17 protein-coding genes are annotated in these 18,191 nt (G+C 66.9%); 12 read left to right on the forward strand and 5 right to left on the reverse strand.

The genetic code is table 11. The features are described 5' to 3' along the window. From ACQP0C_RS32625 to ACQP0C_RS32645, 5 genes are all read left to right on the forward strand, one after another. A complete protein-coding gene (locus ACQP0C_RS32625) occupies positions 1 to 1,965 on the forward strand; it encodes a hypothetical protein (protein WP_433726255.1) in 1,965 nt (654 codons plus the stop codon). Positions 1,966 to 2,036: 71 nt separating this feature from the next. After that, on the forward strand, positions 2,037 to 3,410 hold the full coding sequence (locus ACQP0C_RS32630) for a glutamine synthetase (RefSeq protein ID WP_433726257.1): 1,374 nt from the start codon (positions 2,037 to 2,039) through the stop codon (positions 3,408 to 3,410). 1 nt (position 3,411) lies between these two features. Continuing rightward, positions 3,412 to 4,494, forward strand: coding sequence for an amidohydrolase family protein (locus ACQP0C_RS32635; RefSeq protein WP_433726258.1), 1,083 nt, complete (start codon positions 3,412 to 3,414; stop codon positions 4,492 to 4,494). Positions 4,495 to 4,659: 165 nt separating this feature from the next. Next, positions 4,660 to 5,862, forward strand: a complete 1,203-nt coding sequence (locus tag ACQP0C_RS32640; protein WP_433726260.1) for a glutamate ABC transporter substrate-binding protein — start codon at positions 4,660 to 4,662, stop codon at positions 5,860 to 5,862. An 82-nt stretch (positions 5,863 to 5,944) separates the two neighbouring features. Then, the gene (locus ACQP0C_RS32645; protein ID WP_433726262.1) at positions 5,945 to 7,168 is read left to right on the forward strand and encodes an RtcB family protein; all 1,224 of its coding nucleotides are present in this window, start codon (positions 5,945 to 5,947) and stop codon (positions 7,166 to 7,168) included. Between the two features lie 69 nt (positions 7,169 to 7,237). Here the strand turns inward: ACQP0C_RS32645 and ACQP0C_RS32650 are convergent, their stop codons facing one another. Then, positions 7,238 to 7,720, reverse strand: a complete 483-nt coding sequence (locus tag ACQP0C_RS32650; protein WP_433726264.1) for a hypothetical protein — start codon at positions 7,718 to 7,720, stop codon at positions 7,238 to 7,240. A 199-nt stretch (positions 7,721 to 7,919) separates the two neighbouring features. Between ACQP0C_RS32650 and ACQP0C_RS32655 the strand changes: the two genes are divergently transcribed. Then, positions 7,920 to 10,094, forward strand: a complete 2,175-nt coding sequence (locus tag ACQP0C_RS32655) for a RecQ family ATP-dependent DNA helicase (protein WP_433726266.1) — start codon at positions 7,920 to 7,922, stop codon at positions 10,092 to 10,094. Positions 10,095 to 10,226: 132 nt separating this feature from the next. Next, positions 10,227 to 10,385 carry a hypothetical protein gene (locus ACQP0C_RS32660; RefSeq protein WP_433726268.1) on the forward strand — a complete coding sequence of 53 codons (159 nt, stop codon included), beginning with the start codon at positions 10,227 to 10,229 and terminating at the stop codon, positions 10,383 to 10,385. Between the two features lie 28 nt (positions 10,386 to 10,413). On the opposite strand, the gene ACQP0C_RS32665 is transcribed toward ACQP0C_RS32660, so the two are convergent. The 4 genes from ACQP0C_RS32665 to ACQP0C_RS32680 all read right to left on the reverse strand — a co-directional run bounded on the left by ACQP0C_RS32665 (position 10,414) and on the right by ACQP0C_RS32680 (position 13,150). Continuing rightward, positions 10,414 to 10,617: a hypothetical protein gene (locus ACQP0C_RS32665; protein WP_433726270.1), complete on the reverse strand. Its 204-nt coding sequence runs from the start codon at positions 10,615 to 10,617 to the stop codon at positions 10,414 to 10,416. A gap of 64 nt (positions 10,618 to 10,681) precedes the next feature. After that, a complete protein-coding gene (locus ACQP0C_RS32670; RefSeq protein WP_433726272.1) occupies positions 10,682 to 11,263 on the reverse strand; it encodes a hydrolase in 582 nt (193 codons plus the stop codon). A gap of 43 nt (positions 11,264 to 11,306) precedes the next feature. Next, positions 11,307 to 12,713, reverse strand: a complete 1,407-nt coding sequence (locus ACQP0C_RS32675; protein ID WP_433726274.1) for an MFS transporter — start codon at positions 12,711 to 12,713, stop codon at positions 11,307 to 11,309. Then, a complete protein-coding gene (locus tag ACQP0C_RS32680; RefSeq protein ID WP_433726276.1) occupies positions 12,710 to 13,150 on the reverse strand; it encodes a MarR family winged helix-turn-helix transcriptional regulator in 441 nt (146 codons plus the stop codon). The genes ACQP0C_RS32675 and ACQP0C_RS32680 overlap by 4 nt, the downstream gene beginning before the upstream one ends. Before the next feature lie 112 nt (positions 13,151 to 13,262). On the opposite strand from ACQP0C_RS32680, the gene ligD reads away from it, so the two are divergent. The 5 genes from ligD to ACQP0C_RS32705 all read left to right on the forward strand — a co-directional run bounded on the left by ligD (position 13,263) and on the right by ACQP0C_RS32705 (position 18,184). Next, complete coding sequence (gene ligD / locus ACQP0C_RS32685) at positions 13,263 to 14,222, forward strand: non-homologous end-joining DNA ligase (protein WP_433726278.1); 960 nt, start codon at positions 13,263 to 13,265, stop codon at positions 14,220 to 14,222. An 89-nt stretch (positions 14,223 to 14,311) separates the two neighbouring features. Beyond that, positions 14,312 to 15,268 carry a D-isomer specific 2-hydroxyacid dehydrogenase family protein gene (locus ACQP0C_RS32690; RefSeq protein WP_433726280.1) on the forward strand — a complete coding sequence of 319 codons (957 nt, stop codon included), beginning with the start codon at positions 14,312 to 14,314 and terminating at the stop codon, positions 15,266 to 15,268. A gap of 99 nt (positions 15,269 to 15,367) precedes the next feature. Further along, the gene (locus tag ACQP0C_RS32695; RefSeq protein ID WP_433726282.1) at positions 15,368 to 16,354 is read left to right on the forward strand and encodes an alpha/beta hydrolase; all 987 of its coding nucleotides are present in this window, start codon (positions 15,368 to 15,370) and stop codon (positions 16,352 to 16,354) included. A gap of 1 nt (position 16,355) precedes the next feature. Beyond that, positions 16,356 to 17,261 carry an SDR family NAD(P)-dependent oxidoreductase gene (locus ACQP0C_RS32700; protein ID WP_433726284.1) on the forward strand — a complete coding sequence of 302 codons (906 nt, stop codon included), beginning with the start codon at positions 16,356 to 16,358 and terminating at the stop codon, positions 17,259 to 17,261. A gap of 2 nt (positions 17,262 to 17,263) precedes the next feature. Continuing rightward, positions 17,264 to 18,184 carry a ferritin-like domain-containing protein gene (locus ACQP0C_RS32705; protein WP_433726286.1) on the forward strand — a complete coding sequence of 307 codons (921 nt, stop codon included), beginning with the start codon at positions 17,264 to 17,266 and terminating at the stop codon, positions 18,182 to 18,184. Positions 18,185 to 18,191: the final 7 nt, after the last annotated feature.

The raw sequence follows: 18,191 nt of genomic DNA on the forward strand, positions 1-18,191 counted from the left end.
ATGGAGACCTCCGAGATCCGGGCGGCGCTGGCGCAGAGCCGTGCGCTGCCGCACGGCCGCGGCCGCACCGAACGCCTGGAAACCCTTGCCGCCGCGGCCAAGTCGGGTCCGGACCGGGCATTGGAGGGCAGTGTCCTTTTGGAGCTGGCCAAGGCGTATGCCTATGCGGGCGAACGAGATCTGGCTCCGGTCGCCTATGGCAGGCTATTGCGGATCTACGATGACTTCCCCGCCGAACTCGGCGGGATGACGCATTCGGTGCACTGGTATCTGAAATGGCTGACCTGGGGCCTGATCGACAATCCCGCCGTACCGCTGCACACCACCTACCGCTGGCTCGACGAACTCGAAAGTCGCTATCGGCAGCGGGGATACAGCGCTCGTCCGGTGCTCGCGCTGCGCTCGGACCTGGCCCGCGAACTCGGAGACCACGACGCGGCCGCGGAGCTGCTCGACGCGGCCCGCGCGGCAGCGCGCGACAGCATGTCCGACTGCGATGCCTGTGAACGCAACCAGTGGGGCGCCAATTATGCCCAGGCCGGCGACTACGAGGCCGCACTCGAGTGCTGGCGCCCGGTCATCGACGGAACGCGCAGCTGCGCCGAGGAACCGCACCGGGTGCTCGGGCACGCATTGCTGCCGATGGTGCGCACCGGTCGCATCGCCGAGGCGCGCGGTGCGCATCTGACGGGTTATCCCCTGGTGCGCCATGCTCCGGACCTGCGGCGCTCGGTGGGTGAGCACATCGAATTCTGCGCGTTGACCGGGAACGAGGCGCGCGGTCTGGAGATCCTGTCCGAACACACGGCGTGGCTGACCGATCAGGGCGCGGACGCCGCCATCCGGCTCGCCTTCATATCGGGTGTCCATGTGCTGTTGCGGCGGCTGACGGAGTTGGAACTCGGCGCACTCGACATCGGCGCGGGCACGGTGGATTCGGTGTATGCCGAGCTCACCGTCGAAATCGGTGAGCTCACCGCACGTTACGACGCTCGCAATGGCAATATCGTGGTCAGCGATCGGGTCGCGGCCCGGCTCGCGCAACAGCCGCTGGTCGAGCATCTTCCACTCGGTGTGCGCAATACCTTGCCGCGCAAGGTCGCCGCCGTGGCACCGGCTCTCACCGCGACATCCGAGGAACAAGCCGAGGACGCACTACAGCTGGCCGAGCTGGCCGCGGTACGACTGGTCGACTATCCACAGGACGCCGAACAGTATCTGCGCCAGGCACTCTCGATCGGCGCCACCGCACTGCCCGCCGAACATCTCGCGCGCCTGAGCTCCCAACTCGTCATGGCGCTGTCCGGGCAGCGGGGCCGCGAATACGAATTGGCCGACGCGGCGCTCACCGCCGCGGCCCGCTGGGAACCGATTTCGCCCGCGGACGCGATACACCTCATCTTCGTCGCCGCGCGCGCACTGCACCGGGCCGGACGGCACGGTGAGGCGGCCGCACTGTTCGAACAGCCACTCGCGGCCGGGGAGATGCCCTATCCACCCGCCGAAATGGCGCTCGTGCGCCGCCAATACGGCGAATCGCTGCGCAAACTCAACCGATACCGTGATGCCGCACAGCAATTCGTCGAGGCGGCCAGGCTGGTCCACAACGATCCCGACCGCGTCGAACTCGAGGCCGATCTGGCCTGGTCGGCGGCCTCGGTGCTGGACTACTGCGGCGAGGACGAACAGGCGGTCACCGCCTTCCTGCGCGCCGCACACCTGTGGGGCGGCCTCGGTCACATCGGCCCCCGAGCCAAATGCCTGCGCTCGGCGGCCTGGCTACAGCTCTACGGCGTCGGTGCGGCATCCGATCGGCCGTGGCTGGCGACGATGCGCGCACTACTCGCGGAACTGGAAGAACTGGCCGAAACGGCCCCGTCGAGCGAGGTAGCCACCGAACTCCTCAACACCCGCAGCCAGCTGGCCGATATGGAGCGCGACGAGGTCGAGCAACCGGACGAGTGACCATCAGACTTCCGGAGATCTTGTCGGCGCTATCACGCCATCTGCGGGCGCGAGCGGATTATCTTGGGACTATGCCCACCATGCCGGATCGGATACCGACCGAAGGTGCCCATGATGCGCTGATCGGACACCTCGAGGCCCATATGGTCGTGCTGTCCTTCGTCGACAATGCCGGAATAACCAGGGTGAAGACGGTCCCGAAGGGACGGCTGGCGCACGCCGCCAAATACGGGATCGGCGTCTCCCCCTGTTTCGAGACGTTCACCTTCGACGATCTGATGTCGGTCGGCCGATATCTCGGCGGACCCGACGGCGATCTGCGCCTGATCCCGGACCTGTCCCGGCTGACCGAACTGGCCTGTCAGCCGGGCTGGGCCTGGGCGCCCGCCGATAAGTACACCCAGGACGGCACCCGCTTCGTCGCCTGCCAGCGCGCGTTCGCGACCCGGCAGGTCCAGGCGGCGCAGGAGTCGGGCCTGCGGCTATCGATGTCCTTCGAGACGGAGTGGGCGCTCGGGCGCGCGGATGCCGAAAACGATTTCGTCCCAGCGATATACGGACCCGCCTACGGCATGATCCGATTGAGTCAGGTGGCCGAATACGCCAGCGATCTGGTCGCGGCATTGGAACGCCAGGAGATCGCGGTCGACCAGTTCCATCCGGAATACGCACTCGCGCAAATGGAGCTGTCGGTCGCACCCAACGATCCGGTGGCCGCGGCCGATGACGTGGTCCTGCTCCGGCACACCATCCGGCAGGTGAGCGCGCAATACGGGTGGCGCGCGCTGCTGGCGCCGTGTATCGAGCCCGGCGGCGCGGGTTCCGGTGCGCACCTGCATTTTTCGCTCCAGGACGAGCAGGGGCCGCTGTTCGCCGGCGGCGACGGGCCGTACGGCATGCGGCGCGCCGGCGAGGCATTCCTGGCCGGTGTGCTGCGGGAACTGCCCGCACTGGTCGCGATCGGGGCGGGCAATCCGGCGAGCTTCCTGCGGCTGCAGCCCTCGCGCTGGGCCGGGATCTGGCAATGCTGGGGCCGGGAGACCAGGGAGTCCGCCCTGCGCTTCATCACCGGCGTGCGGGGCACCGAGGAATGGGCGGCCAATGCCGAGATCAAATGTTTCGACGCGACCGGTAATCCGTATCTGATCGTCGGCACGGTCATTGCCGCCGGGCTCGCCGGCGTCGCCGAAGAACTGCGGCTGCCCGCCGAGATCACCGGCGATCCGGTGGGATTCGATGCGGAACAACTCATGCTCTCCGGTGTGCGGCGGCTGCCGACCAACTCCATGGAAGCCGCCGACGCACTGGCGGATTCCAAGGTGCTCGCCGAGGCGCTCGGCGTCGAATTGCACGATGCCCTGCTCACCGTGCGCCGCGCCGAGGCGGAACGCTATCGGGATATCAGCCCGGCCAAGGTGGTCGAGCTGACCCGGTGGCGGTTCTAGCGTGCTCACCGATGGCATCGCGCTCACCGATCACCACTGTCACGGCGTTGTGGCCGCCGATCTGGACCGGCCCGGTTTCGAGCGGCTGCTCGGCGAAGGACAACGCGGCAGTTTCGATTCGGCGCTCGGACTCGCGGTAAGGCGTTGGTGCGCACCGGTTCTCGATCTGGAACCGCATGCGGATCCGGAGCGGTATCTGGCCCGCCGCGCCGAACTCGGCTGGCGTGAAACCACCACCCGGCTACTGCGCGCCACCGGCGTCACCCGCTGGTTTCTCGACACCGGATTCGGCGGCGGGCGAGCGGAATTTGCGGCCGTCGCCGACGGCGAGGTGAGCGAGATCGTCCGACTCGAACACCTCGCCGAACAGGTGATCGCCGAAGTCGGCGTGGAGACGACGCCGTTCGAGGATATCGAGACCGCCCTGCGCGGCCGGGTCCGAAATGCCGTCGGCCTCAAGACAATCGTGGCCTACCGCTGTGGACTCGACTTCCCGCGCACCGATACCCCGCCCGATGAAGTCACCCTCGAACGCCGCCTCACCGATCCGGCGACCCTGGGCTGGCTGGTCGGACTCGGTGCCCGCATCGGCGGGGAATTCGGCCTGCCCTTGCAATTCCACACCGGTTTCGGGGATACCGATCTGCGACTGCGGCACGCGGATCCATTGCTGCTGACCGACTTCCTGCGGGCCACGGCGGACTCGGGAACATCGGTCGTACTGCTGCACTGCTGGCCCTTCCACCGCAACGCGGCCTATCTCGCGCACGCCTTCGATCATGTGCATCTCGACCTCGGCCTGACGATTCCCTATGTGGGGCAGCGGGCCGCGGCGGTGCTCGCGGAAACACTCGAGCTCGCCCCGTTCGGTTCGATGCTCTATTCCTCGGACGGCTACGGACTTCCGGAACTGCACTACCTCGGCGCGGTGCTGTGGCGCCGTGGTCTCGGCCGCCTGCTCGACGAGTGGATCGCCGAGGACGTCATTACGTCCGGCGACGCCGAAGCACTCGTCATTGCGATCGCCGATGGCAACGCGGCGCGCATCTATCGAAACTGGAGACCGTCGAGCGCTCATCGGTAGCCAGATCTCAAAAAGTGAACGGTTTCGTGCAATACCCGCTCACTTCTAGCACGTGATCAGCGAAAATCATCAGCGAATCGTTCGCGCTGATAATTAGCTGAATATGCGCGGAGGCACCATCCTGCTCGACCGAGGTATCCCGGCATCGAGAGGAGATTCGGCTCGATGAAGCGCTCGATCCAAGCTGTCGGCCTAGCGATCGGCGTGGTGCTGGCCGCCTGCGCATACCCCGCCGATTACCCGCCATGGACCCTCAGCATCGGCATCAAATTCGATCAGCCAGGGCTGTCGGTCATGGGCGAGGACGGGATTCCGCACGGATTCGACATAGATACCGCGATCTATATCGCGAAATACCTCGGCGTCGACGCCGAGCGGATCAGCTGGCTGGAGGCACCGTCGAATCGACGTGAAGCGCTGTTGGACAGCGGCGAGGTGGATTTTGTCGTCGCGTCGTATTCGATCACCGCCGATCGACAGCAAGCGGTGTCCTTCGCCGGACCGTATCTGCTGGCCGGTCAGGATCTGCTGGTCCGACGCGATGAGGCGCATATCGATCGGCCGGAGGCCCTCGACGGCCGGACCGTGTGCACCGGCGACGGTTCCACCTCGGCGGACAAGATCAAGCGAGACTTCGCGACCCGCGTGCGGGTCACCGTCGAGGAGGCCTATTCGATCTGCGTGGACGAACTACTCGAAGGCGAGGTCGACGCGGTCAGCACCGATGATGTGATCCTCGCCGGATTCGCCGCACAGCATCCGAACGAGCTGCGAGTCGTCGGGCACCCGATCACCCGCGAGCGGTACGGCGTCGGCGTCGAAAAGGGCGACACCATCCTGCAGAGCAAGATCACCCACGCCATTCAGGCCATGATCGCCGACGGCAGCTGGGCCCGCGCGGTGGCCGCGAATATCGAACCGTCGGGCTATCGGCCACTACCCGCGCCGCTGGTCTTCAATCCGCCGGATACGCGCACCACGTCGAACAATCCGACCAGCCCGGACCCGACGCTCACCGAGGCCGTCGGACAACTGGCCGCGACGGCCAATGCCCGACAGTGGCAATCGTTCGCCGCGCTCGTTTGCCCGGAGGCGCTGGCGGCCGTCAACGCGCTGGTCATGCAGTACACGCCGCAATACGACGGGCGGATCGGCCCGGAGGTCGAGGATGCGGGCTTCACCACCACGATCACCGGAATCACCCAGACCGGCCCGGATTCGGCGACCTTCCTCGCACACGAATCCTTCACCAATGTGCCCGCGAAATATCGGCAGTACTTCAAGGACATCGATTACACCGGGACAATGGCACGCCGCGGCGGGGCATGGAAACTGTGCGGCCTGGCCGCCGATTTCGTGGAGCCGTAACCGGCGAAAAATGATGTGCGGACAGCTGTGCGGAGAAACTAGCGTTGAAGGGGAACACACCGAACGAGAAAGGACGTTCCCCATGTTTCCCGTCGAGCTGCGCGGTACGAGGGCGCAGACGCTCATGTGGGCCAACGAGCACGACATCGAGCAGGCCGCGCTGCGGCAACTGCGAAATATCGCGCAACTGCCATGGGTCCACGGCGTCCGCGTCATGCCGGATGTGCACCTCGGTAAGGGGGCGACGGTCGGTTCGGTGATCGCGATGCGCGATGCCGTCGCGCCAGCGGCCGTCGGCGTGGATATCGGCTGCGGCATGGAAAGCGTCAAGACCGACCTCACCGCCGCCGACCTGCCGGACAATCTGCATTCGCTGCGCTCGCGCATCGAAGCGGCGGTACCGGTGGGTTTCCAGGCGCATAAGAATGCGGTCGATATCGCGAAGCTGGGGGCGCAGTTCGCCACCTCACACGGCGAGCTGGCGCGACACAACACCGGCTGGAACCGCTTCTGGTCCGAATTCGGCTCATTGCATTCGGGCGTGCAGTCATTGGAGTCCAAGGCACACAAGCAGATCGGCTCGCTCGGCGGCGGCAACCACTTCATCGAGATCTGCCTGGACGAGCACGATTCGGTCTGGATCCTGCTGCACTCCGGTAGCCGCAATATCGGCAAGGAACTCGCCGAGCGGCATATGACCATCGCGCGCGCACTGCCGCACAACCAGGACATCCCCGATCGCGATCTGGCCGTATTTCTTTCCGGCACACCGGAAATGGAAGCCTACCGGCGCGATCTCACCTGGGCGCAGGAATACGCCGCCCGCAACCGCGCGGTCATGCTGTCGCTGGTATGCGGCGCGGTGCGCGCGGAATTCGCCGGGCGCGAGGTGCGTTTCGACGAGCCGATCAGCTGTCACCACAACTATGTGGCGGAGGAGGAGATCGACGGCGTGCCGATGCTGGTGACCCGTAAGGGCGCGGTGCGAGCGGGCGCAGGCGATCTGGCGTTGATTCCGGGTTCGATGGGCACGCGCTCATATGTGGTGCGCGGCAAGGGAAATCCGGCCTCGTTCCAGTCGGCGTCGCACGGTGCGGGTCGGCGAATGAGCCGGAATGCGGCCAAGCGGCAGTTCACCGTCGCCGATCTGATCGCCCAGACCGAAGGGGTGGAATCGCGTAAGGACGCGGGTGTGGTCGATGAGATCCCGGCCGCGTACAAGGATATCGACGAGGTGATCGCGGCACAGAGCGATCTGGTGGATATCGTCGCGACATTGCATCAGGTGCTGTGCGTGAAGGGGTGAAATAGCCGGGATCCGAATGACACAGGGCCGAATCGCGGTGCGCACAACCGCAATTCGGCCCTGAATATTTCAGCGTCGCCGCAATGTGCCAGCCACCCCCGCGCCGATCAGCAGTACGCCGAGGATGAATGCGTAGCCGCTCGTCACCCAGGTGATCAGCGCTAGCCGCATTTCATCGGACAGCACCGGCAGATCGTCGTGGATGATCCGCCAGGTGTCGTCCGGAAAAAGGAAGTACACGAAACCCGGCACCACACCCCAGACCAGCCCGGCCAGCACCGTCCCGGCCGGTGAGTACGCGGCCAGCGCCGCGACCAGCAGCAAGAGCAGCGCCCCGCCGACGATCTGGAAGGTCGATCCGGCCCGATTGGCCGCGGATCCGAGAATGACCCACTGCCGGGTATCCAGCGCCGCATGCGCGGCCAGCCCGATCCCGACCGGCGTCACCACCAGACCGACCAGAATGCCGACCAGCGTCCGCCCGAACCCACCGGTGCTGCGGAATTGGGAACCGGGCGGAGACCAACCCGGCGGCGGCTCATAGTTGGTCATGGCTACCTCCTGCGCGGTCCCACGGTGCCGAGCTATCGTCTCACCCTATTGTCGGTTCCCCGGGGGTATTTCACCGTTCTGCGCGGAACGAACTCGTGACGATCGGGTAGCGCGAGACAGTCGATAGGCCGAGCTTTCCTGGATCGGCAATCCGCCGGACCAAAGGTGGTCGGCAGCGCTGTCGGTGGCATCGGGCACGATGGAGCCCATGACCACGGCGGCCGGTACGTCAGCGATCGACCTCACAGCTCCCGACCTGCGCGAGCGGGCCGAGGAGCTGCTGCGCGATCTGGCGGGATCGGGAGCGAGGTTGCGCGAGGATCAGTGGACGGCGATCGAGGCGCTGATCGTGCGGCGACGGCGGGCGCTGGTGGTGCAGCGCACCGGCTGGGGTAAGTCGGCGGTGTATTTCATCGCCGCCAAGCTGTTGCGGCGGGCGGGGCGCGGTCCGACGGTGATCGTGTCGCCGCTGCTGGCGCTGATGCGCAACCAGGTCGCGGCCGCCGAACGCGCGGGCGTCGTCGCGGCGACCATCAATTCCGGCAATGTCACCGAATGGGACGAGATCCACGATCGGGTGGCCGCGGGCGAGGTGGACGTACTGCTGGTCAGCCCGGAACGGTTGAACAATCCGGATTTCCGCGACCAGGTGCTGCCCCGGCTCGCCGCCGACGCCGGACTGGTCGTGATCGACGAGGCGCACTGCGTCTCCGACTGGGGTCACGATTTCCGGCCCGACTACCGCCGCATCCGCACGCTGATCGCCGATCTCGGCTCCGATGTGCCGGTGCTGGCCACCACCGCGACCGCCAACGACCGGGTGGTCACCGATGTCGTGACCCAGATCGGCACGGACACCGCGTCTACCCACCCCGCCGACTCCGTCGGCCTGCCACCCCCGTTGGTGCTGCGCGGCACCCTGGATCGTGAATCGCTGCATCTGTCGGTGGTCCACTTCGACGACGCGGTGGAGCGCACCGCCTGGTTGAGCGGGCACCTCGGCGAGCTGGCCGGCTCCGGCATCGTCTACACCCTCACCGTCGCCGCCGCCCACGATCTCGCCGATGTGCTGACTGCGCACGGACACAATGTCGCCGCGTACACCGGGCAGACCGATACCGCCGAACGCGAGGCGTTGGAGGCGGCGCTGCTCGACAACGAGGTCAAGGCGCTCATCGCCACCTCCGCACTCGGCATGGGCTTCGACAAACCCGATCTGGGATTCGTGGTGCACGTCGGCGCGCCGTCCTCCCCCATCGCCTACTACCAGCAGGTGGGTCGCGCGGGCCGCGGCACCGATCGCGCCGAGGTGGTGCTGCTGCCCGGACCCGAGGACACCAGGATCTGGAGTTACTTTGCCTCCGTTGCCTTTCCGCGCGAACACATAGTGCGCTCGGTGCTCGACGCATTGGATTTCGACCGGGCCGTGTCGACGGCCGCACTGGAACCGCTGGTCGAGCTGAACCGCTCGCGACTGGAGATGGTGCTCAAGGTGCTGGATGTGGACGGCGCGGTGCGGCGGGTCCGCGGCGGCTGGACCGCCACCGGACAGCCGTGGACCTACGACACCGAACGCTACGAACGCCTGGCCGCGGCCCGCGAGGTCGAACAGCAGGCGATGCTCGACTATCAGCGCACCACCGGCTGCCGGATGTGGTTCCTGCGCCGCCAGCTCGACGACCCGGGACTGCCCGCGCTCGACGGCGATGCGTCCGGCTGCGGTCGCTGCGACAACTGCACCGGCACTCGGCTCGATACCACCATCGATTCCTCGGCCATCGCCGCGACCCGGGCCCGACTCGACCGTCCCGGTCTCGACCTGGCCCCGCGCAAACAGTGGCCGACCGGGATGGCGAAACTGGGCATCCCATTGTCCGGCAAGATCACCAATGGCGCCGAGACCGGACGAGCACTCGGCAGGCTCACCGACCTGGGGTGGGGCCAGCGCCTGCGCGCCCTCCTCGACGCCCCGGACGATCCGGTTCCGGACGCGGTCTTCGATGCCTGCATCGCCGTATTGCGCGAGTGGAATTGGGCAACCCGCCCGACCGCGGTCATGGCCCTCGAATCGCACCGCCATCCGGTGCTCACCGCCACCCTCGCGGCCCGCCTCGCCGAGGTCGGTCGGCTCTGCGACCTCGGCACCCTGCGGTTGCGTCCGGACCGGCCGCCGGTGTCGGCGGCGAACTCCGCGCACCGGGTGGCCGGGCTGTTCGACTCCTGGCTGATCCCGGACCCGATTTCGATCGACGGGCCGATTCTGCTGGTCGACGCCCGCTCCGATACCGGCTGGACGCTCACAGTGGCCGCCCATGCGCTCCGCACCGCCGGTGCACCGGCGGTGCTGCCATTCGCGCTGGCGACCCAGACGTAGTCGGCACCGGCCCCGGGTCAGGGCGAGCCGACGCATCCGTGAACCCGTCGTCCGCCGCTCAAAAATCGACAACCTAGCAACTATTTAGCGAACGTGCGTTTCAGACCGGGTTCGATAGGTCACGATATCCACATGAACTCGAACATGCCCGCAGAAAGACTGCTCAGAGAGGTCATCGCGCGGTATGGCTCGGCCGAGGCGTTCTTCGAAGTCTTGGAAAAACTGCGCATCGACCCGCTGGCCGACACCATCGAGCTACCGCCCATGCCGGAACTGCACGGACACAACTGAGCCGTCGCGGTCGGCTACCGGTCGCGCCTCACTGGCGCGCGTCCGGTAGCCGAAGCGTCGGCGGATCCGGTTCCATTCGCTTGGTATCGCTGAGTCGGTCGTCGGGCAAGATCGGCCTGCGCGGCTCGCGGACGCCCGCGGCCCCACCACCGGATTCGCCGGGACCCCCGCCGCCGGCGGGCACCCCGCGTCCGAACAATCGACGAATCGCTCGCATCAGCTTGGTCATCATCTCGCCAGTGTGCGCCCCTTCGACCCCGGTTGACACCGATGTTCACGACCGGCGAAGCCGCGGGTCAGCGGGTTGCGGCGACCAGTTCGACGATCTCGGCGGTGGTGCCGGTTTCGCCGAGGCGCGGGAAGATCCTGGTGATGCTGTGCCGGTGGGCCTCGGCATCGGAGTCGGTCATGGCATCGATGGCCAGGGTGACGTGGTAGCCGTGTTCGTGCGCGGCGCGGGCGGTCGATTCGACGCCGATGCTGGTCGCGATCCCGGCCAGCACGATCTGGGTGATGCCGCGGCGGCGCAGTTGCAGATCCAGGTCGGTGCCATAGAACGCGCCCCAGTTGCGTTTGGTGACGTGGATATCCTCGGGATGGCCGGTGAGATCGTCCACGATCCGGTCCCAGCCCTCCGGTGGATTACCGCCCGGATACGGAAATTCGTTGCGCCCCTTCACCTGATCGGCGCGATCGGCCGAGAACGAGACCCGCACCAGCACCACCGGCAGGCCGTGCGCGCGGAAGGCGTGGGCGAGCGCGGCGGAATTCTCGATGACGGCCGCGGCCGAATGCGGTTGGCGCGGTGCGGCGACGATGCCGTGCTGCAGGTCGATGACGACCAGTGCGGTGCGCTCGTCGAGTGTGGTAACCGGCATATTGCGACCTTTCCGAGGTGAATTGTCTTGGGATATAGGAAGATCAGGTTGCCGCGCGCCCCACGCGCGCGAGTGAGCGATCCGCGAGCGTGACGATCACCAGCAGCACCGACACGACCAACAGCAACGCCGCCAACTCGTGTACCCCGGCGCTATCGGCGGCATGCGGGAATGCGGCCGCATCGGCCGCCGCCGCGATCAACGCACCGAGATACATTCCGGTGCGCAACAATCCGGCCGACGACGCCATTCGCGCCGGATCGGCCTGGTAGTACAGCGCGTTCTGATTGGCCAGCCCGTTGAGCCCCTGCGGCAGCCCGATCAACACACCGAGCGCCACCAATAGCCAGATCCCGGTGTGCGGACCGAGCAGCAGCAGACACGCGCACGCGGCGACCTGCAACAGCCCACCCGCGATGAGCTTGCCGCGCACCTGGCGACGCCGCCCGGTTATCGCGGTGATCACTATGGCGCTCAACGACATCGGCAGCAGCACCAGTCCCGCCACGGACGCACTCAGCGACCGTCCCTCCTCCAACCATTGGGTAAAGCCATAGAGGAAGGCATAGGCGGTGACAAAGGCGAGCACCTGACGGCCGTAGGTGGCCAACAGCGGCGCATTACCGCCGAGCACCCGCAGATCGATGAACGGCGCGGCGGCACGCAATTCCCGCAGCACGAACACCAGCCCGACAGCACCGGCGATCACCAGCAGATACCAGTGCGCGAGAGCCGGTTCCATCAGAAACAGCATCGACGAGACCAGCGCGCCCGCGAACAACACCATGCCAGCGATATCTACACCGCCGTCCTGCCGCGCCCGCACCGCCGCGGGCAATTCGGCCACCTCGGGCAGGCGCATCCGCCCGAGCACCAGGCACGCCAGCGATAACGGCACATTGATGGTGAAGATCAGATGCCATCCGCCCAGGCCGATCAGCACCCCGCCCAGCGTGGGCCCGACCACCGCCATCACCTGATTGGCCATCGACAATACGGCGAGGACCCCGGCCGGGCTCTGCGCTCCCGCCCGCTCGGATTCGCTGCGCAATAAGAACATCGAGGCCGGATAGGCCGCCGAGGTGCCGAATCCGAGCAGCACCCTGGACAGGATCAGCACACCGAGCCCGGGTGCGAGCGCACCGAGCACACCCGCGATGCCGACCACAGCGGTGCCGATCAGATAGAGCGTGCGTGGCCCATACCGGTCGACGAGCCGCCCGAGCACCGGCTGCCCGACCGCGGTCGCCAGGTAGAGGGCCGAGACCAGCCAGATGGTCTGCGACGGCGGTGCGCCGAACGCCTTCCCGATCGGCACCAGCGCCACCGCGAGCATCGAGGAGTTGATCGGGTTCAGGATCGAGCCGAGGATCATCGGCGCGATCAGACCGCGATCGAATCCCGTTGCGCCAGTGGATGGTCCAGCGTGGTGCTGCTCGACGGCCGTCATGATTGCGCCACCTCGTCCAGTAATGCGAGCGCCTCGAGGATGGTGCGCCGCTGCGCCTCCGTACACCGCTGCTGCAGGGTCCGAGCCAACCACTCCTGGCGCACCTGCCGGTCACCCCGCAGCCGCTCGCGCCCCGCCGCCGTCAACGACAGCAATTGCCTGCGCCCGTCCGCGGGATCCGGGCGGCGCTCGACGAATCCGTACCGATCCAGCGCCGCGACCGTCATCGCCATCGACTGCGGCCGCACGCGTTCGGCCGCGGCCAGATCGCTGGTCGATGCCGCGCCGTCCTTGTCCAAGCGGCTGAGCACCGCGGCCTGCGACGGAGTGAGGTCGTCATCGGCGGCCAGTTCACGCATGCGCCGTCGCAACCTGCCGAAGACGACCCGTACCTCGGCAGCGGCGCGGACGGCGGATTCGGAGATCTTCTCGGCCATGCCGACGACTCTAATTTATTCAGTCTAAACTGTACAGTTCTAACTGCTCAGTTCGCGCTGAATATCACGCGGATGCGCGCGATGGGACCGGGCAGCCGTTATCGTCGGACGGGTGGCCAGTAAGTCCGCGTCGCCCGCTGTCGAACTCGATATCGGCGACCGCACCGTCCGCATCTCCAACCCGGACCGGATCTACTTCCCGGAGTCCGGCGCGACCAAGCTCGACCTGGTGCAGTACTACCTGAGCGTCGGCGACGGCATCGTCCGGGCGCTGCGGGACCGGCCCTGCATGCTGCACCGGTTTCCCAAGGGACTCGCGGGCGACAAGGTGCATCAGAAGCGGCTGCCCGCGGGCGCGCCCGACTGGATTCCGACGGTGCGGGTCTTCTTCCCGCGCTACGGCAGGCATGCGGACGAACTCTGCGTGGACAAGTTGGCCGATGTCATCTGGGCGGTGCAGATGTCGACCGTCGAATTCCATCCTTGGAACTCCCGCCGCGCCGACACCGAGCGACCCGACGAATGGCGGATCGATCTGGATCCGATGCCGGATTGTCCGTGGTCGCGGGTGCGGCGGGTGGCGAGCGTTGCCCATGAGGTGCTCGATGAACTGGGTGCGGTCGGCTGGCCGAAGACCTCCGGCGGCAAGGGCCTGCACATCTACGTCCGCATCGCACCGGAGTGGGGTTTCACCGAGGTGCGTCGCGCGGCACTGGCCTTCGCGCGCGAGGTCGAACGGCGCGCGCCCGAGGATGTCACCACCACCTGGTGGCGCAAGGACCGCGATCCGAACCTGCTGTTCGTCGACTACAACCAGAACGCCCGCGACCACACCATCGCCGCCGCCTATTCGGTACGCGGCGTACCGGAGGCGACGGTATCCACCCCCGTCCGCTGGGACGAGATACCCGATGTCGAACCGCAGGATTTCACCATGAAGACCGTCCCCCCTCGTTTCGCCGAATTCGGCGATCTGCACGCGGGCATCGACGACGCGGTATTCCGCATCGACCGACTGCTGGAATGGGCCGATCGCGACAACGTGGAAGTCGACCTCGACGAGCAGGACTGACAACGAGCGGCCGATGCGGCTAGCGGTGCTACCGTTCGCTTCGGAGTCAGCTGCGGCTCCCTGGTCTCGCCCGCGATAGGAGGTCGTCCATGAGCCCCGCCGAGGGTCCGGTTCCGATCGCGATCGGCCCGGCCATGCCCGCTCCGACATTGCTGCGCAAGGCGGTGGTCGAGACCGGCGCGAACGTGGTGGATCTGGCGGAGGCCAGGGCACTGATCTGGGCCGGTGGTCCCCGCGAATTCCCGGACGAACTGCCGGACACCATCGAATGGGTGCAGCTCCCGGCGGCCGGTGTCGAGGACTGGTTCACCGCGGGCATCTTCGCCCGCCATCCCGACATTCGGTTCACCTCCGCCGCAGGCGCCTTCGCCGCCAGCGTGGCCGAACACGCACTGATGCTGCTGCTCGCCGGGGTGCGCTATCTGCCCGAACATCTGCACGCCGGGAGCTGGCGGCAGCAGGAGTTCTTTCCCCATGTCGACACGCTGCACGGCAAGACCGTCGCGATCGTCGGCGCGGGCGGAATCGGGCGCGCCCTGATCCCCATGCTCATTCCGCTCGGCGTGCACGTCATCGCGGTCAACCGCTCCGGAACACCGGTAACCGGCCCCGGCATCCCCGACACCGTCGAGACGATTCCGGCCGACCAGCTCGCCCGGGTCTGGCCCCGCACCGACCACGTCGTCATCGCCGCCCCGGCCACTCCCGCCACCCGCCATCTGGTCGGCGCCGACGAACTCGCCCGCCTCAAGCCGACATCCTGGATCGTCAATGTCGCGCGCGGCAGCCTGATCGATACCGACGCGCTGGTGGCCGCGCTCGCCTCGGGCGCGATCGCCGGTGCGGGCCTCGACGTCACCGACCCGGAACCCCTACCCGATGGCCACCCGCTCTGGGTGCTGCCGAATGCCATTGTCACCCCGCATGATTCGAATCCCCCGCAACTGCGACTCGCCGCCTTCGCCGACCATGTGAGCGAGAACGTGCTCCGTTTCATCGATGGCCGAGATCTCCTAGCACCGATCGACCCGCACCGCGGCTACTGAGACCACGACCGGCTCGAGGCCTCGCCATGACGCGAACGTAATCAGCCTGTTTTAAATGTGCCATTGACAACTGGCACATTCATCGATGACGCTAGGAGCATGACAAGGTCAACGAGGACCTCGGTCCCCGGCGTTCCGACGGTGCCGTCGGCGCGGTCCAGACTCGCTGCCACGGCATGCGAGATCGGGCTGCGGCCGCTGAACAACGCGGTACCCATGAACGCACCGGGAGTGTGGTTCGCACGCAAGCTGATCGCGACGATCATGGCCGCGGTGGGTCCAGCGCCGTGGGGCACGGCCGTCACCCAGATCAGGTCCGGCATGGTCCGCGGCGAATGGGTCCGTGCCCCCGGTGTGGATTTCGGATCACGTGCCATCTACTACATCCACGGCAGTGGCTACGTGCTCTGCTCGGCCCGCACCCATCGCGGACTGGCCGCGCAGCTCTCGCGCAGGACCGGGCTGCCGGTCTTCCTCATCGACTACCGGCTCGCGCCGGAGCATCGGTTTCCGGCCGCCGCCGATGATGTCGAGGCCGGATACCGCTGGCTGCTCGACCGCGGTTTCGCCGCACACGATCTGGCGATCGCCTGCGATTCGGCGGGCGGACATCTGGCATTGGATCTGCTGCTCGAGAACCAACGCCACAACCGGCCGCAACCCGCCGCCGTCGCGATGTTCTCCCCGCTGCTCGATCTGACCCTGGGGCTGGCCGCCGAACAGGAACGGCGGCAACGGGATCCGGTCATCTCGGCCCGCGCGGCCAGCCGACTCCCGCACGCCTACACCCGCGGTCTGCCCGCCGACACACCGCGCCTGCGGCTGCGCGTACCACCGGGTATGGCCCTGCCGCGGATGCTGATCCAGGCGGGCGGTGCGGAAATGCTCAGTGCCGACGCACGACACCTGCACGAGATGGTGCGGGATGCGGGCGGCACGTGCGAACTCGAGATCTGGCCGGGCCAGGTGCACGTCTTCCAGGCGCTGCCGCTGCTGGTGCCGGAGGCGGAAAGGGCATTGCGCCGCGCCGCCGAATTCCTTTGTACCGCACTGATTTCCCACACCGTCACGGAGAAGGTGAGCTGATATGTTCGGACTGGAAAGGCTCATTCCGGTCGGGATCCGTCCGCGCCGCAGCCACGGCGCACGCGCGGTGGTGACCGGCGCTGGCAGCGGCATCGGCCGGGCCTTCGCACTCGAAATCGCCGCCCGCGGCGGACAGGTGATCTGCGCCGATATCGATGAATCCCGCGCCGACGAGACCGTCGCGCTCATCGAAGGCAACCACCCGGGCACGGCGCACGCGTTCCGCTGCGATGTCTCCCGGCGCGAGGACGTGGAAGTGCTCGCGCGCTTCGCCGAATCGCTGTTCGGACGCCCGGTCACGCTGGTGGTCAACAATGCTGGGGTCGGCATCGGCGGAAAGCATGTCGGCGAGATCGGTTTCGACGACTGGGAATGGGCGCTCGGCATCAACCTGTGGGGTGTGGTGCACGGCTGCGAGATCTTCGCACCGCAACTGCGCGCCGCCTGCGGTGGCGGGATCATCAATGTCGCCTCGGCGGCGGCCTTCGCCGCCGCGCCATCGATGGCGGTCTACAACGCGTCCAAGGCGGCGGTGCTGTCGCTGTCGGAGACCATGGCCGCCGAAATGAGCGGCACCGGGGTCGCGGTCACCGTGCTGTGCCCGACCTTCGTCAAGACCAATGTGGCGCGCGACGGCCGCATTACCGAACAGTCGGCCCGGCTGGCCGACACCCTCATGCGCCTGACCGGCTTCTCCCCCGACCGGGTCGCGCGCAGCACCCTCGACGCCCATGACCGCGGCCAGCTGTATGTGCTGCCGCAGTTGGACGCCCACCTCATCTGGCGGCTCAAGCGCTACTTCCCCGCCCAGTACACCTATGCCCTCGGCCTCCTGGATCGGCTACTGCCACAGGAGAACTCGACCACCACCGACCGCTGCGCGGTCTCCGATAAAACGGGAGTCTGATCATGGCCATGGACTTCGACGATATGCTCCGCAAGATCAAGGATCGGCAGTGGGCACTGGCCGATATCGACTGGGATGCCCCCGGCGCGGAGACGATTTCGCCCGAACTGCACGCCAAACTCAAACCGTTCATGGCCGATCTGATGTGGATCGAAAATGTCGGCGCGCGCGGCTTCGCCGCCATGGCGAAGAAGGCGCCCAGCGAGACGCTGCGCGAGATCTACCGCTACTTCCACGCCGAGGAGCAGAAGCACGCCAATGCCGAACTCGCGCTGATGCGGCGCTGGGGCATGCTCGACGGCGATGAGATTCCGCAGCCGAATGTGAACGTCAAACTGGTCATCGACTTCCTGGACCAGTACTCCGACGATATGTCGCTGTCGTTTCTCGGCACGGTGATCCCAATGCTGGAGGTCGCCCTGGACGGCGCGCTGATCAAGTTCATCATGGACGAGATCGAGGATCCGATCTGCCAGCAGGCCTTCAAGAAGATCAATGCCGACGAATCCCGGCATCTGGCCGTGGATTTCGCGGTGATGGATCTGCTCGGACACGCGCAGATGCGCAAACTGCTCATCGATCTGGTCGGCGGCTGGGCCAAGCCCTCCTTCATCATCGGCGTGCTGAGCTATGTCCCGCTGCTGAACAAGATGCGCGACAACATTGTCGAGATGGGCGTGGACGAGGAGAAGCTCTACGCCGCGCTCAAGCGCTACGCCAATGTCGGCGAGCGCAGCGAATTCGCGCGCAGGCTGCCGATGTACCAGATCGTGAAGATGCACGGCGGCTGGGTGATCAACCGGGGCCACCCCTATCACCTGCTGGCCGACGCACTGGTGAAGATCACCGCCCGCGTGCCGAAGGCGCTCTTGCGCAAGGACCCCAGCTGGTCCAAGGAACTCACCTACGAGCCCGCCGCATGAGGAGCGA

Origin of the sequence: Nocardia sp. CA-129566 (genome assembly GCF_050956075.1) — a bacterium.
Taxonomy (GTDB): Bacteria; Actinomycetota; Actinomycetes; order Mycobacteriales; family Mycobacteriaceae; genus Nocardia.